This window comes from Gluconacetobacter takamatsuzukensis (assembly GCF_014174275.1).
In the GTDB taxonomy this organism is placed as follows: Bacteria; Pseudomonadota; Alphaproteobacteria; order Acetobacterales; family Acetobacteraceae; genus Gluconacetobacter; species Gluconacetobacter takamatsuzukensis.
In genome coordinates, this window is sequence record NZ_JABEQK010000003.1 from 71,927 (window position 1) to 96,482 (window position 24,556).

A 24,556-nucleotide genomic window follows, 5' to 3' on the forward strand; every position below is an offset into this window, starting at 1 on the left:
TGCTTCCTGCCAAAAACCGTTCCGTTTGGCCAGAGCGGGCGCGACCGGCCATGGTCCTTTCAATGCCCGCTTTCCACCGGTGCGGGCGGCACGGCGACAGGCGGATGCCCCGTGCCCTCCACCCGCTCCGGCACCGCCTGCGGCACCGGCCGCACCGACGGCGCAGGCGCTGGAGCCACGATACCGCCGCTGCGGATGGCCTCGCGGGTCAGCGGCAGGTTGCGCCGCACCGCGCCATTCCGCCCCAACGGCTGCGTCGTCACCCCATCGGCGCTGACCACCAGGCCGCCGGCATTGCCGACCGTCAGCAGAAGGTCGGCCTTGTCCTGCGGTGCGGTCCAGCTCTCGCCCGCTTGCAGGATATGGTCATAAATCACTGATCCGCCAGCAACCCTGACCTGCACCCAGGTCTGGGCCGATGCCGTCAGCACGATCTGGCCCGCCGGCGCGGCAGCCGCCGGAGCGGCAACCGGCGCCGGCACAGGCGCGGTCGCCACGGCAGCCGGTGCCGTGCCCGGCACCGCGGGCTGGGCAGGAGCCGGCGCCCCGGCCGGCGCGGCGGGCGCATCGCTGCCGTCGGCCGACAGGGTGGGCTGGCCATCCGGTTCGGCATGGCTACCCGGTGCCGGCGTGGGCTCGGCGGGAATATCCCCCTCGGTGATCGCCGATTTCTCGGGCTCCGACAGGGGCCGTGGCGGAATGGGTGCGCGTTCCGGCGGCAGGACCGAGGCAACCTGCGGCGAGGTCGGGGCCTGGCGCGTCATGCCCGGAATGGCCGAGAAAACCGAGGGCACGGGCTGCGGCGGCGTGGATTGCCCGCCGGTCATGCGATACCAGCCGACATAGGCCAGGATGATGATGACCCCACCCAGCAGCACCATGACGCCGACCGGCATCGCACCGCTGGAGGCCGGTGCGGGAAAGGACAGTTCGGGCTTGCAGTCGATGCTGCCCCGCGCCTCGGCCTTGAAGCGCGCGACGAGGGCCTCGGCATCCAGGCCGAGCGCCTGGGCATAGGTGCGCAGGAAGCCCAGCGTGTAGACATTCCCCGGCAGGTCCTTGACCCGGTCGTCTTCCATCGCCTCGAGAAAGGCCAGGCGTATCCGCAGCCAGGTCGCCACGTCGGGCAGCGCCCAGCCCAGCTGCTCGCGCCGCGCCCGCAGGGCCGGCCCGACGCCGCCGGCCAGCGCCCTGGCGCCGGAATCGTTCAGCGTAGTCCGGGCGGACTCGTCACTCACGACTCACCCGTTACCATGTCGCGCCGGACCAGCGCATCGACGGCCTGCTCCACCAGCTCGGCAATGATGGCGGCGACCGGCTGGACGGAAGTAATCATGCCGACCGACTGCCCGGCCATGACCGAGCCGTTTTCCACGTCGCCCTCGATCACCGCCCGGCGCAGCGAACCGGCCCAGAAATGTTCGATATCGAGCTGGGCGGCTTCTTTCGTCAGTTCGCCGTCCAGATAGCGGCGGATCATCTCCGCCTGATGACGCAGGAACGCCCGCCCGCCCTCGTTCGACAGGCCGCGCACCGGAATGACAGGAAAACGCTCGTCGAGCTGTACCGACGTGACCGCGTCGCGCGCATTGGCGCGGACGAAGGCGGCCTTGAAACGGTCATGGGCGATGCTTTCCGCCGAGGCCGCGAAACGCGTGCCCAGCTGCGCGCCGGCCGCCCCCTGTTCCAGATAGGACAGGATGGCCTCGCCCCGCCCCAGCCCGCCCGCCACGAAGACGGGGACCGAGCGGATATGGGGCAGCACTTCCTGCGCCAGCACGGTCAGCGAGACCGGCCCGACATGCCCGCCGGCCTCGGCACCCTCGATCACCAGCGCGTCGACGCCCATGCGGACCAGCCGCTTGGCCAGCACCAGCGCCGGGGTAAAGGCGATGACCTTTGCCCCGCCATCCTTCAGCGCCCGGATCGCCGGGCCGGGCGGGATGCCGCCCGCCAGCACCACATGCGACACCTCGGCCGCCAGGCAGACCTGGACCAGATCGTCCAGGCGCGGATGCATCGTGATCAGGTTGACGCCGAAGGGGCGGCTGGTCAGGGCCTGGGTCGCGGCGATTTCCTCGGCCAGGCGGTCGGGTTCCATCGCGCCGCAGGCCAGCACGCCGAAGCCGCCAGCGTTGGAGATGGCCGACACCAGGTTGCGTTCGCTGACCCACGACATGGCGCCGCCCAGGATCGCGACCTCGCTGCCCAGGAAATCCGTGCCGGCGGCCCACAGCCGGCCCAGGCGGGCGCGGGCGGCGGCCCGCTGCGTGGCGTCACCCGGCGGCTGCGTAACGAGCGTCTCCATCGCCATCAGGCCGCGTCGAGGCCATAGGCCGTGTGCAGCGCCCGCACGGCCAGTTCGGTATATTCCGACGCGATCAGTACCGAGACCTTGATCTCGCTGGTCGAGATGACCTGGATATTGATGTTGCGGTCGGACAGGGTGCGGAACATCAGGTTCGCCACCCCGGCATGCGAGCGCATGCCGATCCCGACCACGCTGATCTTCACCACGTCGTCATCCGTCACCAGCTCGCCGTACTGGATGACGTCCCGCGACGATTCCAGCGACTGGATGGCGCGGGCCAGGTCGCTCTTGGAGGTGGTGAAGGTCATGTTCGTCAGCCCGTCGGCGCCGGTGCTCTGCACGATCATGTCGACATTGACGTTGGCCGCCGTCAGCGGGCCGAAGATCGCGGCCGCGATTCCGGGACGGTCCGGAATGCGCCGGACCGACAGCTTCGCTTCGTCGCGCGAATAGGCAATGCCGGCGACCAGTTCCTTTTCCACGATCTCGTCCTCATCCACCACTAATGATCCGGGCAGGTTGTCTTCCGACGGGGCCGGGCCGTCGACGAAGCTCGACAGCACCTGCACGCGCACCCGTTCCTTCATTGCCAGTTCGACGCTGCGGGTCTGCAGGACTTTCGCCCCCACCGACGCCAGTTCCAGCATTTCCTCGTAGGTGATCTTATCCAGCTTCCGCGCCCTCGCAACAATGCGCGGGTCGGTGGTGTAGATCCCGTCGACGTCGGTATAGATATCACACCGGTCGGCCCCGATGGCGGCCGCGATGGCCACGGCCGAGGTATCGGACCCGCCGCGCCCCAGCGTCGTGATGCGCCCGTCATTGGCCACGCCCTGGAAGCCGGCGATGACCGGCACCTGGCCGGCCCGCATGCGCTCGATCAGCGCCTCGCCGTCGATCGAGGCGATGCGGGCCTTGCCGTGCGCGGCATCGGTGCGCAGCGGGATCTGCCAGCCCAGCCACGACCGGGCCTCGACCCCGATGGTCTGCAGCGCGATGGCCAGAAGGCCGCTGGTGACCTGCTCGCCGGTCGCGACGACCGCGTCATATTCCCGCGCATCGTGCAGCGGCGACAGCGACTGGCAATAGCCGACCAGCTGGTTGGTGACGCCCGACATGGCCGAGACGACAACCGCGACCTCGCACCCCGCCTCGACCTGCTTGCGGACTTTTTCCGCCACCGCGCGAATTCGGTCGAGGTCGGCCACAGAGGTGCCACCGAATTTCATGACGATCCGCGGAGTGGGACGGGACATCGAAAGGGCTCTCCAGTTCGGCGCGGGGGCCGTTCCAGCCCGTCTGGGGCCGCTGGGGCATCGGACGGGGCATTGCGGTTATCTGCAAGGCGCGTCACATACCCTTCCCCCGCTGTGCCGTCCAGCGGGAGAAGCCAGATGTGGAGGGGGTGAAGCCATGCAGGTCAACGATTCGGTCCATTCGGACGGCCCGTCCGTCGTTCCGGACGAAATCGCCCGCTTCAGCGCCCTTGCCGACCGGTGGTGGGACCCGTCGGGCCCGATGCGGCCGCTGCATGCCATGAACGGCCTGCGCCTGGACTGGGCCCGGCGCCATCTGCCGGCGCCGCGTGCGGGCGAATCCGCGCCCGTGACGCGCCTGCTGGATATCGGCTGCGGCGCGGGCCTGGCCAGCGAGGGTCTGGCCCGCATGGGCTACGACGTGCTGGGGCTGGATGCGTCGGATGCCGCGATCGAGGCCGCCCGTGCCCACGCGCTGGCCCACCCGCTGCCGCCAGGCGCGGGCCCGCTGGCCTATCGCGCCGGCAGTGCCGAGGACCTGCGGGCCGAGGGCGCGCGCTTCGATGCGATCTCGGCCTTGGAGGTGATCGAGCATGTTGCCGACCCCGCCGCCTTCCTGCGCCTGTTGGCCGGGATGGTGGAGCCGGGCGGCGTCATCATCGTCTCGACCCTGAACCGCACCCTGCGCTCGCTGGCGACGGCCAAGATCGGGGCAGAATACATCCTGCGCCTGCTGCCGGTGGGCACCCACGAATGGCGAAAATTCATCACTCCCGCCGAACTGGGCACCCTTGCGGGCCAGGCCGGCCTGCGGGTGTCCGACATCGCCGGCATGATGCCCGGCCTGAGCGGCTGGCGCGAAAGCCGCGACCTGGGCGTCAACTACATCGCCAGCCTGGCGGTGCCGGGGTAACTGCCCCTGCCCCTGCTCCTGCCGGCTTCTGTCCAGAGCCCGACCCGGACATGCGCCGGATCGCCACCCGCGCGCATGTCCGCCCAGTCTGTCAGAGCTGGAGGAAGGCGAAGGTGGTGGGGCTGCCGATGGCGGTGAAATGCCAGGTGAAGTCCAGCGCGCCGGTCTCGGGATCGACGCGGAACGACGTGACGGAATCGCTGCGCTGGTTGGCGCAGAACAGGAACGTGCCGGACGGGTCGAACATCATGGCCCGCCCGTAATCCGCATGCATCCAGACCTCGTCGATCAGGGTAAGCAATCCGTCGGGGCCCACACGGAAGACGGCCAGCGAATCGCCCAGCCGGTTGGACGCATAGACATAGCGGCCATTGGGTGACAGCAGGATTTCAGCCGCCAGCGTGCTGCCCTGGAAATAGGACGTGACGGTGCTGACCCGCTGCTGCGGCGTGATCGCGCCGGTCGCGGGATCGAACCTGGCCACAACGACCTTGGAATCCTGCTCGCACAGGATATAGAGCGTCCGCCCATCGTGGCTGAAGGCGAAATGGCGTGGCGCCGATCCCGGCATCAGCGACAGGAAAGGCTTCGCGGCGGACTTGAGCTTGCCCGTCGCCAGATCCAGCGACCAGACATAGAGCCGGTCCAGCCCCGCATCGCAGGCCACAACGAAGTTTCCCGATGGGTCGCTGGCCACCATGTGCACATGCGGCCCGGCATGGTCGCTGACCGCGAAATTGCCGGGCGGGTTGTCCTGCGCCCGTTCCGGCATGCGCGGCCCGGAATTGTGCACGATATCCGTGGGCTCGCCCAGGCTGCCGTCGGGACGCACGGGCAGCACGCCTACGCTGCCGCCGACATAGTTGGCGACCAGAACATACTGGCCGGAATGATGGATGCTGAGATGGGCCGGAACCGCCCCGCCCGACGAGACGACACTCAGCCGGGTCAGCTCGCCCGACAGCCGGTCGACCGAAAACGCCGTGACGCTGCCGTCATGCTGGTCGTTGAAATCGTCGATCTCGCTGAGCGCATACAGGAAGCGGCTGTCGGCCGAGAGGGTGATGAAGGATGGGCTGGCAATGTCGGTGAAGGTCGAAACCGGGGCCAGCGCGCCGGTCGTGGGGTTCATCTCGAAGAGCGCGATGCCCTGCCCGTTTCCGGCCCCTCCGGGCGGCGCATGTTTGTTGTAGCCGCCGATATAGCACAATGTCCGCGCCCTGGCCGGGATCGCGGCCAGGGCGGGCCGCGAGGCGGCGAAGGGAATACCCGACACGGCCAGCCCGGTCAGCAGGCCGCGTCGCGAGAGAAGTGGGTTCATGTCGCTCACGAATTCAGTTGAAAGGGGCGGCTCACGGCATCTGGCAACGCGCTCCGATCGTGCCGCCATAGCGTGTCCACGTATGGGTTTCTCCAAACAGAGGAATGCCCACATAGCCTCTTAGTTTCAGGACCCCGTCGCGTGGCGACCAGATCTGGGCCTGGTAGACCTTCCCGCTGTCGGGATCGAGGATGTGTCCGTTCCAGCGGCCGGCATCGTCCGAATCGGGCACGAATCCGGTCAGCATCAGCAGCCCGCATTCCGAAGTCCCGTCCTTGGCCTTCGGAATCTCGCCGGTATAGCGCATGCCGACCAGGCGGCCGCACAGTTCGTCGCCACAGGGCTTGATCTCGAATACGCCGTCATGCTCCCGGGTTTCCCATTGCCCGAGCACGGGCGAGGCATCGCGCGCGGGGGCGGCCTGCGCCGCGTCCGCCGGCCTGGGGTTCGTGGCCAGCAGGGCCAGCACGCCCAGGGCCGCCAGCGACCGCACGCCATGGCGCCGGCCCTGCGGGAGTGGGATCATGCCGGCCCCTCGGCTTGTTCTGTCATCCATGCGTTCCACCTTGATTCCAGCCCCCGGGGGTCCGGTCCCCTTCCCTGCGTGCGATCAACCGTCGGCACGTGGGACCCATGGTATGGCCATGATCTCGATCCCCTCATCGGCCAAGCGGTCGCAATCCTCTTCCGACGCCCGGCCGTAAATGCCGCGCTGTTCGCCATCGCCGCGATGGATCTTCAACGCCTCGTCGGCGAATTTATCGCCGACATTCTCGCATCGTTCCTCGACATGCTGCCTCAGGCGCTGCATCGCGGCCATCAGCGCGGCGGGCATGGCAACCCCTGCCTCCGCACCCGGTCGCGCGGCCTCGGGCACGCGGGCCGGTGCGGTGCGCACGGCCGGCGCCATCAGGGCACGGACGACGTTGACGGTGCCGCATTGCGGGCAGGACAGAAGGTTTCGGCGCGCCTGGTCGTCGAACGCTTCGCTGCCGGGAAACCAGCCCTCGAACTCATGCCCCGCATCGCATCGCAGCTGATAACAAATCACGCCAGCCCCCGATTCCCTGTCAGGCCGCCCGCAGCAGCGGATCGAGCGCGCCCCGCTGTTCCAGCGCCATCAGGTCGTCGCAGCCGCCGATATGCTGTCCGTTGATGAAGATCTGCGGCACCGTCGTACGCCCGCCCGAGCGCTCCCGGGCCTCGACGCGCTCGGGCGTGCCGTGCAGGGCGCGGATTTCGGTGAAATGCGCGCCCTTCTGTTGCAGCAGGCGCACCGCGCGGACGCAATAGGGGCAGCCTGGCTGGGTATAGATTTCGATGCTGGGCATTCCGATCCCCGAAGAAGGAAAGTAACCGATTCTGAAGACATAGCGCATTTGTGCGCCGGCACTATACCGTTAGCCGACCGGCGGTCTCCAACCATCCCGATTGGACCGTGCCGGGTCCGGCGCGCGGGCGGCGACCAGCACGTTCACCGATGCCGCCCCGGCCGCCATCACGGCCCGCGCGCAGGCCCCCAATGTCGCCCCCGTCGTCATCACGTCGTCGACCAGCACGATCCGGCGCCCCGCAAGATCATCCCGGCGCGACGCGCGCGCGACGATCGCACCCTGCAATACGTCGTGGCGCGCACCCGCCCCCAGGCGGGCCAGCGCCTGCGTCCTGCGCACCCGGACCAGGGCATCAGGCAGGACCGGCAGATGCGCGATCCGTCCGATCGCCGCCGCCAGCAATCCGGCCTGGTTGTAGCGGCGGCGGAACAGGCGCGCCCTGTGCAGCGGCACCGGCACCAGCAGATCGGCCTGCGCCAGCAGCGCGCGGCCCGCGCGCGCCATATGCCCGGCCAGCAGCGGGGCCAGATCGATGCGATCGGCATATTTCAGGCGCAGGACCAGGGCGCGCGACCGTTCGTCATAGACCAGCGCCGCCCGCCCCGATTGCCAGGGCGGGGGCGTGTCCAGGCACGGGGCGCAGACGCGGCCCGCACCGCCGGGGATTGCCGCCGCAAAGGGCTGGCCGCACCGCGCGCAGCACGGGTCGGCGATAAAGCTCATGCCGCGAAAGCAATCGGGGCACAGCAGGCCGGCCCGGTCGACCGGCTGGTGACAGGCGGGGCAGTCGGGTGGCAGAAGAAGATCGAGCATGCGCGCGGCCATGCGCCAGGGCAGGCCACCCGCCCTGCCCTGCGCCGATCGGGTTTCCGTCGCGTTCCGTGTCGTGCCAGCCATCACGCAAAGGTGCCATTGGCACCGTCCATCCGGAAGGGCACATGCGAGCCATGAACGATCCCGTGATTTTCGACCGCGCCGCCGTGCGCCGTCATCGCGATCGCGCCGCCCCGCTGGTGCATGACGTCGCACCCGTTTTGCAGGAGGTCGCGGACCGGCTGCTGGATCGGCTGGACGACACGACCTATCGCTTCGCTGCGGCGCTGGATATCGGCGGCCGTGGCGTGGTCGCCCCCCAGCTGCGCGCGCGCGGGATCGACAGCGTGGTGTCGTGCGACCTGTCGCCGAAAATGGCGCGGGTGAATGGTGGCACCGTCCTGTGCGCGGACGAGGAATGGCTGCCCTTCGGCCCCGGCACGTTCGACCTGGTCGTGGCCAACCTGTCGCTGCACTGGGTCAACGACCTGCCCGGCGCGCTGGCGCAGATCCGCCACGCGCTGAAGCCGGACGGGCTGTTCCTGGCCAGCATGCCGGTCCTGCCGACCCTGGCGGACCTGCGCCGCGCCCTCACCGAGGCCGAATGTGCGCTGACCGGCGGCGCGGCGCCCCGTGTCTCGCCCTTTCCCGACATCAGGGACTGTGCGTCGCTGTTGCAGCGCGCGGGCTTCGCCCTGCCGGTCGCGGATGGAGAGACGCTGACGCTGGCCTATCGCTCCGCCATGGGCCTGCTACGCGACCTGCGCGCCGCCGGCGAGACCAATGCCCTGCGGCTGCGCAGCCGGCAGACCCCGTGGCCCGACCTGTTCCCCGCCGCCCTCGCCGGCCTGATGCCCGGTGCCGACGACACCCCCCTGTCCGTTCCGCTGCGCGTGGCTGTCATGACCGGCTGGGCCCCGGCGGAGACCCAGCCCCAGCCGCTCCAGCCCGGTGCCTTTTCGATATCGCTTGAGGATGCGATCAAGAAAATAGAATAATTATCTGAATATAAAAATAATTCCTATTTTGAGCACCGAAGCGGAGCGGCCTTCATGACCGTGAGCATCGGAGCACAGAAAACGTGCGTCGGATCGCCGCCAGTGCGCATTGCCAATCCGGCTAGCCGCCGGTGACGCTCATGTGCCGTCGGATGGCGGCAGGATCGTCCGCGCGGCGGCCGATGACGAAATCATGGCCCTTCGGCTTGCGCAGGAGGGCCGACTGGACGAGGTGCAGCAGATCGGCATCGCTGGCCCCGTCCCGCAGGGGCTGCCGCAGGTCCGTCGCGCCCTCATTCCCCAGGCAGGGGTAAAGCTGCCCGGTGCAGGACAGGCGCACGCGGTTGCAGCTTTCGCAGAAATTATGGGTCATCGGGGTAATCAGCCCCAGCCTGCGCCCGGTTTCGCGCACGCGCAGATAGCGGGCCGGTCCGCCGCCCGTACGCTCGGCCAGCGGCTCCAGCGTCCAGCGCCGCGACAGGTCGGCGCGCACGGCCGACAGCGGCAGGTAGCGATCGGACCGATCCTCGCCCGTCTCGCCCATCGGCATGGTCTCGATCAGGCAGAGATCGGCGCCGATTTCGCCGCACCAGGCCAGCAGCGTATCGAATTCGTCGTCATTCACCCCGGCCATCGCCACCGTATTGATGCGGATGGCCAGCCCCGCCGCCCGCGCCGCGCGGACACCCGCCAAGGTCCGATCGAGATCGCCGCGCCGGGTGATGCGATGAAATTTTTCAGAATCAAGCGAGTCCAGGCTGATATTGACACGCCGTACACCCGACCGCGCCAGCATGTCGGCATGCTCCTCCAGCCGCGACCCGTTGGTCGTCACGGTCAGCTCGTCCAGATGGCCGCCATCGCCCGTCCGGTTCAGCCACTGGCCCATCGTCTGGAAAAAACTGCCGATATCCCGCCGTACCAGCGGCTCGCCCCCCGTCACGCGCAGCCGCGTGACCCCGCTGCGGATAAAGGCGGCGCACAGCCGCTCCAGTTCCGCATAGGTCAGGATCTCTGCCTTGGGCAGGAAGGACATGTTCTCTGCCATGCAATACACGCAGCGCATGTCGCATCGGTCGGTGACCGAAACCCGCAGATAGGTCACGGCCCGGCCGAGCGAGTCCAGGAATGGCGTACCCATGCCTACCCTTCAGGAAACAACCGTCAGCAGAATGACAGACGCATCGATCAGCACCTTGCCCTGATCCTCGAAATTGACCGTCACCCGATGGGCCACGGCCGACTGCACCTGGCCCAGTCCCCATTCCGGATGATCGGGATGGCGGACGAACTGCCCCGGCTCCAGGAACGAACGGAAAGGCAGCGCATCGGACATGCGGCAGAAGCCTCCGGAAACCAGCCCCGCCGTGCCCCGGGCACACTGCACGGCGACGAAAACGGCCGTACAGGATATCAGCCTGCGCCGGAATATTCAAAGCCCGGGTCGCCTGTCAGTGCCCCTCGCCCGAGAAATCGGGCGCCGTCACCCCCGAGCGTGCCAGTTGCGCGGTCAGGGCTGCCTTCAGGCGTTCCAGCCCCTCATGGCCAGCGCTTTCCACCCGTGCCACCAGCATGGCCTGGGTGTTGGAGGCGCGGAGCAGCCACCATCCGTCCGCACTGTTCACCCGCACGCCATCGATGGTCACCATGTCGGCGCCCTCTTCGGCCAGCCGCGCCGCGACCTCCTCGATCACCGCGAATTTGCGGGCGTCGGGGCAGTCGAAACGCAGTTCGGGGGTACTGACCATTATCGGCAGCGCCTCGCGTGCCGCCGACAGTGTCGTATCCATCCGCGCGACGATACCCAGCAGGCGAACCGCCGCATACAGCGCATCGTCGAACCCGAACCATCTGTCGGCGAAGAAGACATGGCCCGACATCTCGCCGGCCAGAGGGGCGCCGGTTTCCGCCATCCTGGACTTGATGGGCGAATGGCCGCTGCGCCACATCAGCGGCCGTCCGCCGGCCCTGCCGACCTCGTCGAACAGGATCTGGCTGGCCTTTACGTCGGCGATGATCGTACTGCCAGGCAGGGCACGCAGCACGTCGCGCGCCAGAAGGACCAGAAGCTGGTCGCTCCACAGGATCTCGCCCTGGTCGTCGACCACGCCGATCCGGTCGGCATCGCCATCGAAAGCAATCCCGATATCGGCGTCCGTGTCCCGCACGGCGGCGATCAGTTGCGCCAGGTTCCGGGGAATGGTCGGGTCGGGATGATGCGCCGGAAAACGGCCGTCGATCGCACCGTTGAGGATCGTATGCTCGCCGGGGATCTGCCGCACCAGTTCGGCCAGGACCTCGCCGGCAGCGCCGTTGCCGTTATCCCAGACGATTTTCAGCCGGCGAGCGCCACCATCCCAGTCCTGTGCCAGACGGGCGACATAGGCCTGCCGGATATCGACATCGCGCACGCTGCCGGCGGCTTCCGGCACCACGTCGCCGCGTGCCGCGCTCTCCCCCAGCTCCCTGATATGCGGACCGAAGAAGGGCTGGCCCGCCAGCAGCATCTTGAACCCATTATGATCGGGTGGATTGTGGCTGCCGGTCACCATGATCGCGCCGTCGGCCTTCAGGGTGGCGGACGCAAAATACAACATCGGAGTCGGGCCGCGCCCGATGCGCAGCACCTCCACCCCCGAGGCGACGGCCCCGTCGACCAGGGCCGCCTCCAGTTCGGGCGAGGATAGTCGACCGTCATACCCGACCGCGACGGTGCGGCCGCCCTGGCGGGCCACCACACTGCCGAAGACCCGCCCGATCGCATAGGCATCACGAGGATGCAGGGTCTTCCCCACGATTCCCCTGATGTCGTATTCGCGCAGGCTCGTCGGCTCGAAACCGTGCGCGAACGTCACCATCAATCGCCAGTATAGTTTTTCAGGAATTCGCGCACCGCGTCCCCGAGGTCGGGCCGGTCGATCGACATCGCGATCTGCGCTTCCAGATAGCCCAGCTTGTTGCCGCAGTCGAAACGCTGCCCCTCGTAGCGCAGGCCGTGGAAGGGAACGTTCCCGATCATCTTGGCCATCGCGTCGGTCAGCTGCACCTCGCCGCCCGCGCCGCGCTCCAGCTTGGCCAGATGGGGCATGACGTCGGCTGTCAGGACATAGCGCCCGATGATCGACAGGTTGGAGGGTGCTTCCTCGGGCTTTGGCTTCTCGACCAGTCCCGTCACCTCGACGACGCGGCCGTCATCCTTGCCAGTCTTCAGGATGCCGTAGCGGCTGGTATGCTCACGCGGGACCTCGGTCACGGCGAGGACGTTGCCGCCGGTTTCGTTATAGGTCTCCACGAGCTGCTTCAGGCACGGCACGTTGCTCTTGACCAGATCGTCGGGCAACAGGATCGCGAACGGATCGTTGCCGATAAAGCTGCGGGCGCACCAGATCGCATGGCCCAGGCCCATGGGCTCCTGCTGGCGGACGGCGATCAGCGCACCGGCCTCGATGCTGCTGGGCGCCAGGGCCGCGAGGGCATCCTGCTTGTTACGCTCGCGCAGCGTCGTTTCCAGTTCGAACGCAACGTCGAAATAATCGATCAGCGAATCCTTGCCCCGACCGGTAATCAGGCAGAATTCCTCGATACCGGCGGCGCGGGCTTCATCAATCGCATACTGGATCAATGGTTTGTCGACGACTGTCAGCATCTCCTTGGGCATTGCTTTGGTCGCCGGAAGAAAACGGGTACCAAGGCCGGCTACGGGAAGCACGGCTTTTCTCAAGGGTTTGATTACACGCGTCATCTTCGATCCATCGTTAGAAGTCAGGACGTTCGAACTCATCGACGAACGGTTGCGGTACAGGGAAAACGGCCGGGCTCGCATTTCGTTCTAAGGGATACACGACGAAAAAAAAATGACATATCTGTGGCAAAATAAGATGCTTGGTCAAAAGGATGCCGGCATTGCAGTCTCTCGGGACCACCGCCATCACTGCTGTCGAACGCATAAAATTAACGCGAGCAGCCTTGCCCTGACGGCAGGGAAAGCATCCTGTTTGTCCTGATTTTCAGCATAAAGCCAATCGTGCCGAGCATGCCGGCATGTCGATTGGTGCGGTCGAGAAGACTCGAACTTCCACGGGGTTGCCCCCACAAGCACCTCAAGCTTGCGCGTCTACCATTCCGCCACGACCGCACCGTGACATCGGTCATCGCCTGAGCGATACCGTGTTGACGGAAGGCCGTATAGACGATGCAGGTTCGAGGGGCAATGACCGAAAAGACAATTCTGTGGAATTCAAGCCAGGCACCCATTCCCTACCCCGAGGCAATCGCGGGGATGGAGCGGCAGGTGGCGGGAATCCGCGACGGAAGCCTGCCCGAGCGGGTCTGGCTGCTGGAACATCCCCCCACCTATACGGCCGGTACGTCGGCCCGGGACGCGGACCTGTTCAACCCGTCCGGGTTCCCCACACACGCCGCCGGGCGGGGCGGGCAATGGACCTATCACGGGCCCGGCCAGCGGGTGGCCTATGTGATGCTGGACCTCACCCGCCAGCAGGGCACGGTGCCGGCGCGCGACCTGCGGGCCTATGTCCATGCGCTGGAGGAATGGCTGATCCGGACATTGCGCCGGTTCGATGTCACGGGCGAACGGCGGGCGGACAGGATCGGCGTCTGGGTCGTCGACCCGGTGACGGGGCGCGAGAGCAAGATCGCGGCCCTCGGCGTCCGGGTCACGCGCTGGACCTGCTGGCACGGGGTGGCGCTGAACGTGGCGCCGGACCTGAGCCATTTCGAGGGCATCGTGCCCTGCGGCATCCGCGAGCATGGCGTGACCAGCCTACACGCCCTGGGCCACGACGTGGACATGGCAACGGTGGACGAGGCCCTGCGCGCCAGCTGGCAGCCTTTGTTCGGCAGCGTCCCGACCCCGATCGAGGAAACCTGATCGATGGGACGCGCCGGCTACAGCGGCGCGTCCAGCGAAAAGAAACCGGGCGGGAAATCCGCGCCCGTCTGCACCCCTGTCAGATGCAGGCGGGTGCGGTTGCGCCGCGCATCGACAAGGTCGATCGCCACCAGCGACAATTGCCCGGCGAAATCGGCGAATCCCAGCGTCAGCAGACCCTGCGAGGGGTTGTCGCTGCGCGCCATGGAGATCTGCAACACATTGGCGCCGTGCCGGACCGCCGTGACCACCACCGCACCGCCCAGATGCACCGGCGTGGCCAGCAGCAGCCCCAGCGGCTGGTGCGACAGGTTCATGCGCGTTACCGACTGGCGCTGCGCATCGCGGAACACCAGGTGCCCGCCCGCCGCGACCAGCCGCATCGGGTGCGGCGTCCGGTAATCCAGGCGCAGGCTGCCCGGCTCGTAGGAAAGCGTGCCGTCCCCCACGCCGCCATCGGGCCAGGTCTGCACGACCTGCGCCGTCAGGCCATGCGTGGTGTTCAGGTACCGTTCGACACGCGCCACGTCATGCCGGTCCACCCCGCCGGGCGATGCCTGGCAGGCCGCCACGGCCATGGGGGCGGCCAGGAACAGCCGGCGCGAAAGCGTTCCGCGACGGCTCATGCGCCCGCGATCCGGGCCTGCTCGGCGGGGGTGCGCAATGTCAGCGACAGCGCGTGCAGGCCGGAGGCGAATTCGGGCGCCAGCAGGTCATGCACCAGCCGCGACCGCTGCACCCGCGCCAGCCCGTCGAACGCGGTGCTGACCACCAGCACATTGAAATGGGTCTCGCCCCCCGCGGCGGCGCCGCGCATGCCGGAATGGCCGGCATGGCGGCCGCTGTCGTCCTCGATTTCGATCAGGCTGGGGGAAAGATGGGCGCGGATCGCCCGGCCGATCCGGTCCACCCTTCTCTCCTCCGCCAGAGGCGGTGCCGCATGCGCGTGCTCTCTGCTGTTCACTGTTCCCGTTCCCTCTTGCTGACTGTCTCTCTTGGCTCTTGCACGAATACGGTTCGAACGCACATAACGCCAGATGATGACCCGAAAGAACACACGTCACCGGGCTTTCGACCCCGATCCGGATGCGCCGGCGCGGTGCTGCGACATGGCCGGATGTGACGAAACCGCCGGCTACCGCGCCCCGAAATCCCGCGACGCGCTGAACGAGTATTTCTGGTTCTGTCTGCCCCATGTGCGCGAATACAACGCGCGGTGGGACTATTATAAAGGCATGTCCCCCGGCCAGATCGAGGCGCATATCCGCGACGACGTGTCGTGGAACCGCCCTTCCTGGCGGCTGGGCCAGCGCGCCGGCCGCCTTGGGCCGGACGATTTCATCGACCCGATGGACCTGATGGACGGCGCGCGCCGTCCCGGTCCCAGGGCCGGCACTCCCGCCCGCCCCGACATGCCCGAGGCCCTGCGCCAGCCGCTGGACATGCTGGGGCTGGAGTGGCCGCTGTCGATGGACACGCTGAAGATGCGCTACAAGGACCTGGCCCGGCGACACCATCCCGACGCCAATGGCGGCGATCGCCAGTCGGAGGAACTGCTCAAGAGCATCAATGTCGCCTACACCACGCTGCGCGCCCACCTGGCCTCGGCGCGGGAGGCGGACCTGGAACGTACCGCGTAGGCATGGCCTTGCCGGCGATAGCGTCTATAGTAAGACCGGAAACGTCGAGAGAACGCCGCAGGCACCCCGAACCGGGCGCCGAAGACAGGACGCCACAGACCAGAACAGGATGCGGGACGACGCCACATCGTGGCGTGTCCGGACCCAACAGCCGTGACGGATGCACCCCCTATGAATGACCTCGCCACCCTGACAGCCGGAGCCGTTGACGAAAAAGGAGAGGCGCTGCCGCCGATCTCGGCCCTGCCCGATGTCCCCGACCTGATGGTTTCGGCCCGCGACATATTCGGCATCGACAGCGACCTGCAGGTCCCGGCCTTCTCGGTCCGTACCGACCATGTGCCGGATACCGACCCGACCTACCGGTTCGACCATGACACCACGCTGGCGATCCTGGCCGGCTTCGCGTTCAACCGCCGGGTCATGATCCAGGGCTATCACGGCACCGGCAAGTCGTCGCATGTCGAGCAGGTGGCCTCGCGCCTCAACTGGCCCTGCATCCGCATCAACCTCGACAGCCACATCTCTCGCATCGACCTGATCGGCAAGGACGCGATCGTGCTGCGCGACGGCAAGCAGGTGACGGAATTCCGCGAGGGGCTGCTGCCCTGGGCCCTGCAGCGCCCCTGCGCCCTGGTGTTCGACGAATACGATGCCGGGCGCCCCGACGTGATGTTCGTGATCCAGCGCGTGCTGGAAATCGAGGGCCACCTGACGCTGCTGGACCAGAACCGCGTCATCCGCCCCCACCCGTATTTCCGCCTGTTCGCCACTGCCAACACGGTCGGCCTGGGCGATACGACGGGCCTGTATCACGGCACCCAGCAGATCAATCAGGGCCAGATGGATCGCTGGAACATCGTGACCACCCTGAACTACCTGCCCCACGCGCAGGAAACCGCCATCGTGATGGCCAAGATGGCGGTCGACCCCAAGGATGCGCCGGCCCGCAAGCGGATCGAGAGCATGGTGGCGCTGGCCGACCTGACGCGCGCGGGCTTCATCGCGGGGGATATCTCCACCGTCATGTCGCCGCGCACGGTCATCAGCTGGGCGGAGAATTACCGGATCTTCCAGAACCTGGAATTCGCGTTCCGGGTCACGTTCCTCAACAAGTGCGACGAGGCGGAGCGGCAGACGGTGGCGGAATATTACCAGCGCTGCTTCAACGTCGACCCCACCGGCGCCGCGCCGCGCGCGCGCTGATCGGCCAGCCGCCATGCGCGACCGCAAGAACGACATCCTGTCCGCCCGCCAGGCCGCCGCCGAGCGGACGGACGCGTTCAAGCGCGCGACCGTCGGCGTCCTGCGCGCGCTGGGCGGCCGCGCGAACGCCGACGTGATCTTCCAGAGCGGTCCGATCCCGGCCGCCGCCGCCGTCAGTGGCGAGCATGTACGCCTGCCCCAGCCGGGTTCGACCCTGCAGGACGCGGACATCGATCGCGTTCGCGGTGCCGCTGACGCGGCGGCGCTGCGGCTGCGCCATCACGATGCCGCGCTGCATGCCGCCACCCGGCCCGAACCGGCCGACGCCAGGGCGGCCTACGAGGCGCTGGAACAGGCGCGCGTGGAAAGCGTGGGTGCCCGCCACATGGCCGGCGTCGCGGCCAATCTGAAGCACAAGGCCGAACGCGAATATCGCGACAGCGGCTATGACCGTGCCGACCGGCGCGACCAGATGCCGCTGCCCGTCGCACTGTCGCTGCTGGCGCGCGAGACGCTGACGGGCGAACCGGTGCCCGACTCCATGCGCGCCATAGCCGACAAATGGCGCGAGCATCTGGGCCCGTCTGCCCAGCGCGCGCTCGACGACATGGCAGCGGCCCAGGACGACCAGCGGGCCTTCGCCCGCGCGGCGCGCCGGCTGCTGGTGGCCTGCGAACTGATCGAGGGCGAGGCCGAGATCGAAGAGGACCCGGACGGCAGCGACAACGCATCGTCCGACGAATCCGAAGACCAGCCCTCGGACTCGTCCGAGGAGCAGAAGCAGCAGAAGAAGGAGGATTCGTCCGGACTGGAAGAGGACGAATCCGGCCTCCAGCCCCAGCTGGCGCAGGGTACCGGCATGGGCGACGAGGATGCCGACGATTCCGAACCCGGCGAGGCCGCAGGATCGGAAGAGGCCGGCGGCCCGCGCGGCGCCGACATGCCCCCGGCCGAGGACCCGGCGAACGCCTACCACGCTTTTACCACGCAATTCGACGAAGAGATCGCGGCCGAGGATCTGTGCGACCCCGAGGAGCTGACGCGCCTGCGCCAGCATCTCGACCAGCAATTGCTCAGCCTCCAGGGCGTGGTGTCGCGCCTGGCCAACCGCATGCAGCGCCGCCTGCTGGCCCAGCAGACCCGCGCGTGGGAATTCGACCTGGAGGAAGGCATCCTCGATGCTGGCCGCCTGTCGCGGATCGTGGTCAACCCCACCCTCTCCTTGTCCTACAAGCACGAGCGCGATACCGATTTCCGCGATACGGTGGTGACGCTGCTGATCGACAATTCGGGGTCGATGCGCGGCCGCCCCATCTCGGTGGCCGCGATGTGCGGCGACATCCTGGCCCGCACGCTGGAGCGCTGCGCGGTGAAGGTCGAGGTGCTGGGCTTCACGACCCGCGCGTGGAAAGGCGGGCAGAGCCGCGAGCGCTGGGTGGCACAGGGCAAGCCCCCCAATCCCGGCCGGCTGAACGATCTGCGGCACATCATCTACAAATCGGCCGACATGCCGTGGCGCCGGTCGCGCAAGAATCTGGGCCTGATGCTGCGCGAGGGGCTGCTGAAGGAGAATATCGACGGCGAGGCCCTGCTCTGGGCGTGGAAGCGCCTGCAAGGAAGGCCGGAAAGCCGCAAGATCCTGATGGTGATCTCCGACGGCGCCCCGGTCGACGACAGCACGCTGTCGGTCAATCCGGGCTCGTATCTGGAGACGCATCTGCGCCAGGTGATCAGCCAGATCGAAAACCGCAGCGGCGTCGAACTGGTGGCCATCGGCATCGGCCATGACGTGACGCGCTATTACCGGCGCGCGGTCACGATCTCGGACGCCGAGGAACTGGGCGGCACGATGATGCAGGAACTCTCCGACCTGTTCGACGAACGCGCGCTCACCCCCGCCCGCCGCCGCGCCTGAGAGGGACGGCTGACGGGCGCGGCGGGCGCCGCTTCGTTACGCCACCGTCTCCAGCCGGTCCGCCAGCAGCCGCAGCAGCGTGTCGACCATGTCGTCCACGTCCGCCGCCACCGTACGGTGGTTGACGATGGCCGCGCGAATCGCCCGCACGCCGTCCACCATGGTCGTGGACGGTGCGGCGACGCCCGATTCGTGCAGGTCCTTGACCAGTTCGCCGTTCAGCCGGTCCAGATCCACGCCCGGCACGCGCACGCGGAAACAGACGATGTTCAGCCCCACCGGCGCCAGGCGCTCCAGCAGCGGCTCGGCATCCACCCGTCGGGCCAGATGCTGCGCCACGGCACAGCATTCATCGACCATCAGCCCCATCCGGTCGGTGCCGTAGGTGCCCAGCGTCATCCACACCTTGAGCGCGCGAAAGCCGCGCGAGAGGTCCGGCCCCAGGTCGCAGAACCAGGGCGCATTGCCGGCCAGCCCCCGATCCTCGCGCGACAGATAGGCCAGGGACTGCGCGAACGCCGCCGCCTGCCACCCCGGCGCGCGGACCAGGATGCAGCCCGCATCGTAGGGAACCTGCGCCCATTTATGGAAATCGAACGCCAGGCTGTCCGCCCGCTCCAGCCCCCGCAATGCCGGGCGGCGGGTGGGCGACAGCATGGCCAGCGCGCCGAAGGCGCCATCGACATGGAACCAGATCCCCTCGCGCGCCGCGATATCCGCAATCGCGTCCAGATCGTCGATCGCCCCGGTATCGACCGTGCCGGCGGTGCCGATCACGATGAACGGCTCCAGCCCCGCCGCCCGGTCGGCCGCGATCGCCGCCTGCAACGCCGCCGGATCCATGCGGTGGTCGGCATCCACCGGCAGCACCCGCAGCGCATCGGTACCCAGCCCTGTCAGGTCGAAGGCGCGGGCGATGCAGCCATGGGCCGTGGCGGCGGCATAGCCGACCAGCCTGCGCCCGCCCACGCCCGCCCGGCGCAGGCCCAGCCCGTCCGGCGCCGCCCGGCTGGCGGTCACGACCGCGATCATGTTCGCCATCGACGACCCGGTGACCAGCAGGCCCGTGGCATCGTCGGGAAAGCCCATGATCCGGGCCGCCCAGCCGATCACGGCGCGCTCGATTTCGACCGGCGCATGGTCGCGGCCGCCGCAATTGGCGTTCAGGCCGCCCGCCAGCAGCTCGGCCAGCATGCCGATCCCGGTGCCGCCGCCATGGACCCAGCCCATGAAGCCCGGATGCGTGTTGCCGGTGGCATAGGGGGCGATCAGGGCGCGAAAGCGCTCGTACAGGATCTCGGGCGAGGTCGGGCCGGTCGGCAGCGTCTCATGCAGGGCGTCGCGCACCCCGTCGGGCATCGGGCGCCAGACCGGCCCATCCCGCAGGGTCGCCAGCCGGTCGACCATATCGTCGATCATCCGGTGGCCGAGACGACGCAGTTCGTCCCAATTATCGGGGTCCAGGCCGGTCATGGGCGCGTCCGTTTCCTTTTTTGTCGGCGGCCGGCGGGCTGGCCAGTCGCCCGGTTCTGTCCGATAATCTGTCGAACAATACGATGCGTGCCTATATGTGTGCCATCGGGCGCACCTAGTCTTCAATGGAACCTGCATGTTCTTCGGCAAACTCGAATTGACGGAAGTGGCGTGGGGCGACGGCCCGCGCCGGGCGAGACTTGGGGGGCACGGCAAGCTGCTGGTCCTGCTGCATGGCCAGATGCAAAGCCACGCGGCCTGGCATGCCGTCGCGCCGGATCTGGCCGACACATATACCGTGCTGTGCCCCGACCTGCCGCGCGACCTGGATTTCCGGCGCCAGGCGGAAGAATTGCTGCGCCTGACGCAGGGTCTGGGGTACGAGCATCTGGCCGTGGCCGGGCACGGCACGGGCGGGCATATCGCCGCCTACGCCGCCTGGCTGGCGCCGGAGCGCGTGACCCATATGGCCGCCATCGAATGTATCCCCTCACCCGGCCATTACGGCCGCGCCGACCTGGCCTTCGAACTGTCGCGCTACAGCAGCTGCTGGTTCGCCCAGCTTCATCCGAAACCCGAATCGGCCACGATGGCGGTTCCCGAGGAATGGACGCGGCCCGCGCCGCATTCCGTGGCGCCGTTCAGCCGGCCGGCGGTGGCCGACTATCTGCAAACCATGCCGGCCGGCGAGACCCCGGGCGCGAACGGCCATAACCGGATCCCCCCCTATCCGGGGGACCTGCGCATCGCCGGCAGGCTGCTGGTGGCCTGGTCGCGCGACGGGCGGCTGGGCGGGTGGTACAACCCCGCCGACCTGTGGCGCTCCTACGCGACCGGCCCGCTCGACGAGGCCGAGATCGCGTGCGGCTATTACATCCCCGAGGAAGCGCCCCAGCCGCTTCTGGATGCGCTTTCGGCCTTCCTGACGTCCTGACCGCCCCGGGTCAGGACGCTTTCTGCAACGCCTCGGGCTCCTGCCGGCGCTCCCAGGCGTGCGCATAGCGCCTGGCCAGCACCGCGCACACGAAGAGCTGCACCTGATGGAAGATCATCAGCGGCAGCACCACCAAGCCGACGGTGGCAGACGGAAACAGCACGTTCGCCATCGGTACGCCGGAGGCCAGCGTCTTCTTCGAACCGCAGAACACGATCGCGATCTCGTCCTCGCGCGGGAAGCCCAGGACCCGGCTGCCCAGCGTGGTGATCAGCAGGACGCAGGCCAGCAAGACGCTGTCCGCCAGCAGAATCAGCCCGATCTGCGACAGCGGCATCGTGTGCCACAATCCCTGGACCACGGCCTCGCTGAACGCGGTATAAACCACGATCAGGATCGACCCCCGATCGGTCATGGACAGAAGGCGCTTGTTACGATGCGCCCATTTGCCCAGCCAGGGTTGCAGCACCTGCCCCAGCACGAAGGGCAGCAGCAATTGCAGCATGATGGCGACCACACCGCCCGAGCCCGATGCCGTGCCGTGCCGCTCCAGCACCAGCCCGGTCAGGATCGGGGTGATGAAGATGCCCAGGATATTGGATGTGGTCGCGGCACACACGGCGGCCGGCACGTTGCCGCGGGCGATGGAGGTGAACGCGATCGACGATTGCACCGTGGAAGGCAGACAGCACAGGAACAGGATGCCCAGCCAGACCGACGGATGCAGCAGGTGCGGAAACAGCGCGCGCAGGCCCAGCCCCAGCAGCGGAAACAGCGCGAAGGTGCACAGCAGGATGGCCAGGTGCAGCCGCCAGTTGACGATGCCGCCCACCACGGCCTCGCGCGACAGCCGCGCGCCCTGCATGAAGAACATCACGGCAATGACCGCGATCGCCAGATCCTGAAAGACCGGCACGGCGGCCCCGTGGCAGGGCAGGATGGTGGCGAGGATCACGGTACAGATAAGGCTGATCAGGAACGGATCGGGCTTGAGCATCGGAAAGAGTCCGCTGACGCTGGATGAAGGACGAATGTGGCGGTCCGCACCATGGACCGGCGCGATGGCCGCCGGAATATCGCAGCGTGCCTCGCCTCGGTCACGATCCCGTGCCAAGAAAGAACGGTACAGGATCGCAATCCACGGGGCGAGTCGATGATCATGCGCATTCCCGGTCTGCCGGCTCTCCTCGGCGCCGCTCTCGCGATGGCCGCAGCCGGGTCGGGCGCGCATGCCGCGCCCCTACCCCCGGCCTGCGCCGTCGGCGCGGCCGGCAGCCTGTCGGCCGCGCCGGCCGAAGCCACCGCCCGCAATTACGCGCTGCATTTTTTGCCCGACGCGGGCGGCCCGTCCCTGCATGCCGCATCGGTCACGGTCAGCGGGGCCGGCGGCAGCGCGCGCGACATGCGCGATATTATCGACGCCGCATCGGTGGTGCTGCTGGGCGCGCTGGTGAACCATCATGGCGCCGGCTGCACGGCGGATTATTTCCTCTCGACGCTCCAGCCGGTCCTGGCGGGGCTGCAGGCCGGCACATCATACGATATTTCCTGGTCGGCACCGGTCGCGCGCACCGGTGCGAAACAGATCCGCTTCGGCGCCATGCACCTGCATCTGTCCGGCGGCAGCGGCGCGCAGCCCATCGCCGTTTCGCTGGACCTGCGCGGCGCGGGCATGAACGGCGACACGGTGCTGGCGGCCCTGCTGCCGCAGGACGCCCGATCGGACTTCGCCATCCCGGCCCAGGCCCTGGGGCCTCTGCTGGCCGCGACTGCCGGCCGTCCGGCGCGCAGCGTCGCCGTGCCCGTCACGATCCGGACCTTGCGGGCACGAAGGGGCGACATGCAGCTCGAAGGCAGCGGCTCGGCGGAACTGACCGGCAGCCCCGACGCAGCCTCGGCCAGCGGCCATATGAGCATGCGCAACCTGCCGGAACTGATCGAAACCCTGCGCGCCGCCGGCCAGACCCGTCCCGCTGCCGCCCTGATCCTGGCCAATCTGGTCGGACACCATACCGATAGTGCCGAGACGGCCTGGGATGTCGAATGGGCAGGCGGCATCCTGACCGTCAACCACATCCCGCTGCCCCTGCGCTGAGCGCGGCGAACGCGCCGCCGGCCGGTTCATAAACTGCTTTTCACTGTTCGCCCGTTTCGCGGGCGGGACATACTGACCCCTCCACCCGCTGCTGGAGGATACCGGACATGACCGTCTCGCGACGCGCTTTCCAGACCTTCCTGGCCGGAATTGGCCTGTCCCTGGCCGGGACCGAGGTACATGCCGCGGGCGGTGGCGATCACGACGTCGATTCGTTCATGCTGCCCAGCAATGACTGGGTGCCGAACAACGACCACCTACCGGTGCTGTATTACCGCAACGTGCTGGCGCTGCCCGCCCACGATCCGGCTTCGGCGTTCGAGGACCTGTTCACCGCCAATGGCTGGCCGCCCCAATGGCGCTGGGGGGTCTATGATTTTCACCATTTCCATTCCACGGCGCACGAAGTGCTGGGCGTCGCCTCGGGCTCGGCGCGCCTGATGCTGGGCGGCCCCGGCGGCCGGGTGGTCGATGTCCGGGCCGGCGACGTCGTGCTGTTGCCCGCTGGCACCGGGCACCGCAACCTGGGATCGGATGAGGATTTCCTTGTCGTCGGCGCCTACCCGCCCGACCAGCATTTCGACCTGCGCCGCAGTGCGCTCTCGGCCGAGGAACGCGCACGCATGAACCATGTCCCCTTTCCCGCCAGCGACCCGGCAAAAGGCGCGGGTGGTCCGCTGACCGCCCTGTGGCACCAAGCATGAACCGCCCCCTGCGCCGTCGAACCCTGCTGGCCGGGCTGTGCGCCCTGCTGCCCGCCCGCCTTGCCCTGGCGGCGCAACCCCTGCGGATCGGCACTATCGGCGCCGGCCATGTCGGCAGTACCCTGGCGGGCCTGTGGCTGCGCGCCGGCTATCCGGTCATGCTCTCGGCCAGCGATATCGGCTCGGCCCGCGCGGCGGCCGAGACGCTGGGCGGAAACGCGCAGGCCGGCACGCCGCAGGATGCCGCCCGGTTCGGCGATGTCGTCCTGCTGGCCGTCCCCTACGGCGCCTTGCCTGCCGTGGGTGCCAGCCTGCACGGGCTGCTGGCGGGCAAGATCGTGATCGATGCCTGCAACCCCTATCCGTGGCGCGACGGCAGCGTCGCCCGCACGGCCCGGCAGCAGGGCGCGGGCCTCGTCACCCAGTCGTTCTTTCCGGGCGCGCATGTCGTCCGCGCCTTCAATTCCGAGGATATGTCGACCATTGCCGCCGAGGCCCACCGTGCGCCGCCGCTGCTGGGCATTCCCTATGCCGGCGACGATCCGGCGGCCATGCGCACGGTCGGCACCCTGATCGCCGAGGCCGGGTTCGACCCGGTCGCGGTCGGCCCGCTGGCCAGCGCGCGCCTGTTCCAGCCCGGCTCCGACGGGTTCGAGGCCAGCCTGACGGCCCCGGACCTGCGCGCCCGCCTGGGTCTGCCCCGGACATGAAAACGGGGGGCCATGCTCCCCGCTTCCGTCGTCCACCCGGCT

The 24,556-nt window shown here is 68.2% G+C and carries 26 protein-coding genes and 1 tRNA gene; 10 read left to right on the top strand and 17 right to left on the bottom strand.

Going from position 1 to position 24,556, the window contains the following annotated elements; translation table 11 throughout:
* Window positions 1–59: 59 nt before the first annotated feature.
* From HLH27_RS04780 to HLH27_RS04790, 3 genes are read right to left on the bottom strand one after another with little or no spacing between them, the layout of a single operon-like run.
* Window positions 60–1,238 carry a RodZ domain-containing protein gene (locus tag HLH27_RS04780; RefSeq protein WP_182948298.1) on the bottom strand — a complete coding sequence of 393 codons (1,179 nt, stop codon included), beginning with the start codon at window positions 1,236–1,238 and terminating at the stop codon, window positions 60–62.
* A complete protein-coding gene (locus HLH27_RS04785; protein ID WP_182948307.1) occupies window positions 1,235–2,308 on the bottom strand; it encodes an NAD(P)H-dependent flavin oxidoreductase in 1,074 nt (357 codons plus the stop codon). Before HLH27_RS04785 ends, HLH27_RS04780 begins: the two co-directional genes overlap by 4 nt.
* Window positions 2,309–2,313: 5 nt before the next feature.
* Window positions 2,314–3,567, bottom strand: coding sequence for an aspartate kinase (locus tag HLH27_RS04790; protein ID WP_182948309.1), 1,254 nt, complete (start codon window positions 3,565–3,567; stop codon window positions 2,314–2,316).
* Between the two features lie 157 nt (window positions 3,568–3,724).
* On the opposite strand from HLH27_RS04790, the gene ubiG reads away from it, so the two are divergent.
* Entirely contained in the window at window positions 3,725–4,480 is a 756-nt protein-coding gene (gene ubiG, locus HLH27_RS04795; RefSeq protein ID WP_182948311.1) for a bifunctional 2-polyprenyl-6-hydroxyphenol methylase/3-demethylubiquinol 3-O-methyltransferase UbiG, read from the top strand.
* Between the two features lie 91 nt (window positions 4,481–4,571).
* On the opposite strand, the gene HLH27_RS04800 is transcribed toward ubiG, so the two are convergent.
* The 5 genes from HLH27_RS04800 to HLH27_RS04820 all read right to left on the bottom strand — a co-directional run bounded on the left by HLH27_RS04800 (window position 4,572) and on the right by HLH27_RS04820 (window position 8,032).
* Window positions 4,572–5,801 (bottom strand): lactonase family protein, encoded by a 1,230-nt coding sequence (locus HLH27_RS04800; protein WP_182948313.1) that lies wholly within the window; start codon window positions 5,799–5,801, stop codon window positions 4,572–4,574.
* A 31-nt stretch (window positions 5,802–5,832) separates the two neighbouring features.
* Window positions 5,833–6,357 carry a DUF2147 domain-containing protein gene (locus HLH27_RS04805; protein ID WP_246375486.1) on the bottom strand — a complete coding sequence of 175 codons (525 nt, stop codon included), beginning with the start codon at window positions 6,355–6,357 and terminating at the stop codon, window positions 5,833–5,835.
* Between the two features lie 54 nt (window positions 6,358–6,411).
* A complete protein-coding gene (locus HLH27_RS04810) occupies window positions 6,412–6,852 on the bottom strand; it encodes a DUF1178 family protein (protein WP_182948315.1) in 441 nt (146 codons plus the stop codon).
* Between the two features lie 19 nt (window positions 6,853–6,871).
* Window positions 6,872–7,132 (bottom strand): glutaredoxin 3, encoded by a 261-nt coding sequence (gene grxC / locus HLH27_RS04815; protein WP_182948317.1) that lies wholly within the window; start codon window positions 7,130–7,132, stop codon window positions 6,872–6,874.
* Between the two features lie 69 nt (window positions 7,133–7,201).
* Window positions 7,202–8,032 (bottom strand): ComF family protein, encoded by an 831-nt coding sequence (locus HLH27_RS04820; RefSeq protein ID WP_246375488.1) that lies wholly within the window; start codon window positions 8,030–8,032, stop codon window positions 7,202–7,204.
* Window positions 8,033–8,073: 41 nt separating this feature from the next.
* Here HLH27_RS04820 and HLH27_RS04825 point away from each other — a divergent pair, with 41 nt between their 5' ends.
* Window positions 8,074–8,946: a methyltransferase domain-containing protein gene (locus HLH27_RS04825; RefSeq protein WP_182948319.1), complete on the top strand. Its 873-nt coding sequence runs from the start codon at window positions 8,074–8,076 to the stop codon at window positions 8,944–8,946.
* 121 nt (window positions 8,947–9,067) lie between these two features.
* Here HLH27_RS04825 and moaA read toward each other — a convergent pair whose 3' ends face one another.
* The 5 genes from moaA to HLH27_RS04850 form a co-directional block, all read right to left on the bottom strand.
* On the bottom strand, window positions 9,068–10,087 hold the full coding sequence (moaA, locus tag HLH27_RS04830; protein WP_182948321.1) for a GTP 3',8-cyclase MoaA: 1,020 nt from the start codon (window positions 10,085–10,087) through the stop codon (window positions 9,068–9,070).
* A gap of 9 nt (window positions 10,088–10,096) precedes the next feature.
* On the bottom strand, window positions 10,097–10,282 hold the full coding sequence (locus HLH27_RS04835; protein WP_182948322.1) for a DUF3553 domain-containing protein: 186 nt from the start codon (window positions 10,280–10,282) through the stop codon (window positions 10,097–10,099).
* 115 nt (window positions 10,283–10,397) lie between these two features.
* Window positions 10,398–11,801 carry a phosphoglucomutase/phosphomannomutase PgmG gene (pgmG, locus tag HLH27_RS04840; RefSeq protein WP_182948759.1) on the bottom strand — a complete coding sequence of 468 codons (1,404 nt, stop codon included), beginning with the start codon at window positions 11,799–11,801 and terminating at the stop codon, window positions 10,398–10,400.
* Window positions 11,802–11,803: 2 nt separating this feature from the next.
* A complete protein-coding gene (gene galU, locus HLH27_RS04845) occupies window positions 11,804–12,688 on the bottom strand; it encodes a UTP--glucose-1-phosphate uridylyltransferase GalU (protein WP_182948323.1) in 885 nt (294 codons plus the stop codon).
* Window positions 12,689–12,995: 307 nt separating this feature from the next.
* Window positions 12,996–13,081, bottom strand: a tRNA-Leu gene (locus HLH27_RS04850).
* Between the two features lie 57 nt (window positions 13,082–13,138).
* Between HLH27_RS04850 and lipB the strand changes: the two genes are divergently transcribed.
* On the top strand, window positions 13,139–13,837 hold the full coding sequence (lipB, locus tag HLH27_RS04855; protein ID WP_182948324.1) for a lipoyl(octanoyl) transferase LipB: 699 nt from the start codon (window positions 13,139–13,141) through the stop codon (window positions 13,835–13,837).
* A gap of 17 nt (window positions 13,838–13,854) precedes the next feature.
* On the opposite strand, the gene HLH27_RS04860 is transcribed toward lipB, so the two are convergent.
* Both HLH27_RS04860 and HLH27_RS04865 read right to left on the bottom strand, forming a co-directional pair.
* Window positions 13,855–14,463: a LolA family protein gene (locus HLH27_RS04860; protein ID WP_182948325.1), complete on the bottom strand. Its 609-nt coding sequence runs from the start codon at window positions 14,461–14,463 to the stop codon at window positions 13,855–13,857.
* Entirely contained in the window at window positions 14,460–14,801 is a 342-nt protein-coding gene (locus tag HLH27_RS04865; protein WP_408870794.1) for a BolA family protein, read from the bottom strand. The genes HLH27_RS04860 and HLH27_RS04865 overlap by 4 nt, the downstream gene beginning before the upstream one ends.
* Window positions 14,802–14,874: 73 nt before the next feature.
* Here HLH27_RS04865 and HLH27_RS04870 point away from each other — a divergent pair, with 73 nt between their 5' ends.
* The 3 genes from HLH27_RS04870 (at window position 14,875) to cobT (ending at window position 18,598) form a co-directional block, all read left to right on the top strand.
* Window positions 14,875–15,477: a J domain-containing protein gene (locus HLH27_RS04870; RefSeq protein WP_182948327.1), complete on the top strand. Its 603-nt coding sequence runs from the start codon at window positions 14,875–14,877 to the stop codon at window positions 15,475–15,477.
* 171 nt (window positions 15,478–15,648) lie between these two features.
* Window positions 15,649–16,683: a cobaltochelatase subunit CobS gene (gene cobS, locus HLH27_RS04875; RefSeq protein ID WP_182948328.1), complete on the top strand. Its 1,035-nt coding sequence runs from the start codon at window positions 15,649–15,651 to the stop codon at window positions 16,681–16,683.
* Between the two features lie 13 nt (window positions 16,684–16,696).
* Window positions 16,697–18,598, top strand: coding sequence for a cobaltochelatase subunit CobT (gene cobT, locus HLH27_RS04880; RefSeq protein WP_182948330.1), 1,902 nt, complete (start codon window positions 16,697–16,699; stop codon window positions 18,596–18,598).
* Between the two features lie 36 nt (window positions 18,599–18,634).
* Here the strand turns inward: cobT and HLH27_RS04885 are convergent, their stop codons facing one another.
* Window positions 18,635–20,071 carry a pyridoxal phosphate-dependent decarboxylase family protein gene (locus HLH27_RS04885; protein WP_182948332.1) on the bottom strand — a complete coding sequence of 479 codons (1,437 nt, stop codon included), beginning with the start codon at window positions 20,069–20,071 and terminating at the stop codon, window positions 18,635–18,637.
* Window positions 20,072–20,207: 136 nt separating this feature from the next.
* Between HLH27_RS04885 and HLH27_RS04890 the strand changes: the two genes are divergently transcribed.
* Window positions 20,208–21,005 carry an alpha/beta hydrolase gene (locus HLH27_RS04890; protein ID WP_182948334.1) on the top strand — a complete coding sequence of 266 codons (798 nt, stop codon included), beginning with the start codon at window positions 20,208–20,210 and terminating at the stop codon, window positions 21,003–21,005.
* Window positions 21,006–21,015: 10 nt separating this feature from the next.
* On the opposite strand, the gene HLH27_RS04895 is transcribed toward HLH27_RS04890, so the two are convergent.
* Window positions 21,016–22,002 carry a bile acid:sodium symporter family protein gene (locus HLH27_RS04895; RefSeq protein ID WP_182948336.1) on the bottom strand — a complete coding sequence of 329 codons (987 nt, stop codon included), beginning with the start codon at window positions 22,000–22,002 and terminating at the stop codon, window positions 21,016–21,018.
* A gap of 162 nt (window positions 22,003–22,164) precedes the next feature.
* Between HLH27_RS04895 and HLH27_RS04900 the strand changes: the two genes are divergently transcribed.
* The 3 genes from HLH27_RS04900 to HLH27_RS04910 all read left to right on the top strand — a co-directional run bounded on the left by HLH27_RS04900 (window position 22,165) and on the right by HLH27_RS04910 (window position 24,514).
* A complete protein-coding gene (locus HLH27_RS04900) occupies window positions 22,165–23,100 on the top strand; it encodes a hypothetical protein (protein ID WP_182948338.1) in 936 nt (311 codons plus the stop codon).
* 107 nt (window positions 23,101–23,207) lie between these two features.
* The gene (locus HLH27_RS04905; RefSeq protein WP_182948340.1) at window positions 23,208–23,804 is read left to right on the top strand and encodes a cupin domain-containing protein; all 597 of its coding nucleotides are present in this window, start codon (window positions 23,208–23,210) and stop codon (window positions 23,802–23,804) included.
* Entirely contained in the window at window positions 23,801–24,514 is a 714-nt protein-coding gene (locus tag HLH27_RS04910; RefSeq protein WP_182948342.1) for an NADPH-dependent F420 reductase, read from the top strand. The genes HLH27_RS04905 and HLH27_RS04910 overlap by 4 nt, the downstream gene beginning before the upstream one ends.
* The last annotated feature ends 42 nt before the right edge of the window (window positions 24,515–24,556 follow it).

Coding starts and splice junctions, on each gene's coding strand:
- HLH27_RS04785 (WP_182948307.1), bottom strand. CDS start 2,308: ATGGAGACGCTCGTTACGCAGCCGCCGGGTGACGCCACGCAGCGGGCC.
- HLH27_RS04790 (WP_182948309.1), bottom strand. CDS start 3,567: ATGTCCCGTCCCACTCCGCGGATCGTCATGAAATTCGGTGGCACCTCT.
- ubiG (WP_182948311.1), top strand. CDS start 3,725: ATGCAGGTCAACGATTCGGTCCATTCGGACGGCCCGTCCGTCGTTCCG.
- HLH27_RS04800 (WP_182948313.1), bottom strand. CDS start 5,801: ATGAACCCACTTCTCTCGCGACGCGGCCTGCTGACCGGGCTGGCCGTG.
- HLH27_RS04805 (WP_246375486.1), bottom strand. CDS start 6,357: ATGGATGACAGAACAAGCCGAGGGGCCGGCATGATCCCACTCCCGCAG.
- grxC (WP_182948317.1), bottom strand. CDS start 7,132: ATGCCCAGCATCGAAATCTATACCCAGCCAGGCTGCCCCTATTGCGTC.
- HLH27_RS04820 (WP_246375488.1), bottom strand. CDS start 8,032: ATGGCTGGCACGACACGGAACGCGACGGAAACCCGATCGGCGCAGGGC.
- HLH27_RS04825 (WP_182948319.1), top strand. CDS start 8,074: ATGCGAGCCATGAACGATCCCGTGATTTTCGACCGCGCCGCCGTGCGC.
- moaA (WP_182948321.1), bottom strand. CDS start 10,087: ATGGGTACGCCATTCCTGGACTCGCTCGGCCGGGCCGTGACCTATCTG.
- HLH27_RS04835 (WP_182948322.1), bottom strand. CDS start 10,282: ATGTCCGATGCGCTGCCTTTCCGTTCGTTCCTGGAGCCGGGGCAGTTC.
- galU (WP_182948323.1), bottom strand. CDS start 12,688: ATGACGCGTGTAATCAAACCCTTGAGAAAAGCCGTGCTTCCCGTAGCC.
- lipB (WP_182948324.1), top strand. CDS start 13,139: ATGCAGGTTCGAGGGGCAATGACCGAAAAGACAATTCTGTGGAATTCA.
- HLH27_RS04860 (WP_182948325.1), bottom strand. CDS start 14,463: ATGAGCCGTCGCGGAACGCTTTCGCGCCGGCTGTTCCTGGCCGCCCCC.
- HLH27_RS04870 (WP_182948327.1), top strand. CDS start 14,875: ATGATGACCCGAAAGAACACACGTCACCGGGCTTTCGACCCCGATCCG.
- cobS (WP_182948328.1), top strand. CDS start 15,649: ATGAATGACCTCGCCACCCTGACAGCCGGAGCCGTTGACGAAAAAGGA.
- cobT (WP_182948330.1), top strand. CDS start 16,697: ATGCGCGACCGCAAGAACGACATCCTGTCCGCCCGCCAGGCCGCCGCC.
- HLH27_RS04885 (WP_182948332.1), bottom strand. CDS start 20,071: ATGACCGGCCTGGACCCCGATAATTGGGACGAACTGCGTCGTCTCGGC.
- HLH27_RS04890 (WP_182948334.1), top strand. CDS start 20,208: ATGTTCTTCGGCAAACTCGAATTGACGGAAGTGGCGTGGGGCGACGGC.
- HLH27_RS04895 (WP_182948336.1), bottom strand. CDS start 22,002: ATGCTCAAGCCCGATCCGTTCCTGATCAGCCTTATCTGTACCGTGATC.
- HLH27_RS04900 (WP_182948338.1), top strand. CDS start 22,165: ATGCGCATTCCCGGTCTGCCGGCTCTCCTCGGCGCCGCTCTCGCGATG.
- HLH27_RS04905 (WP_182948340.1), top strand. CDS start 23,208: ATGACCGTCTCGCGACGCGCTTTCCAGACCTTCCTGGCCGGAATTGGC.
- HLH27_RS04910 (WP_182948342.1), top strand. CDS start 23,801: ATGAACCGCCCCCTGCGCCGTCGAACCCTGCTGGCCGGGCTGTGCGCC.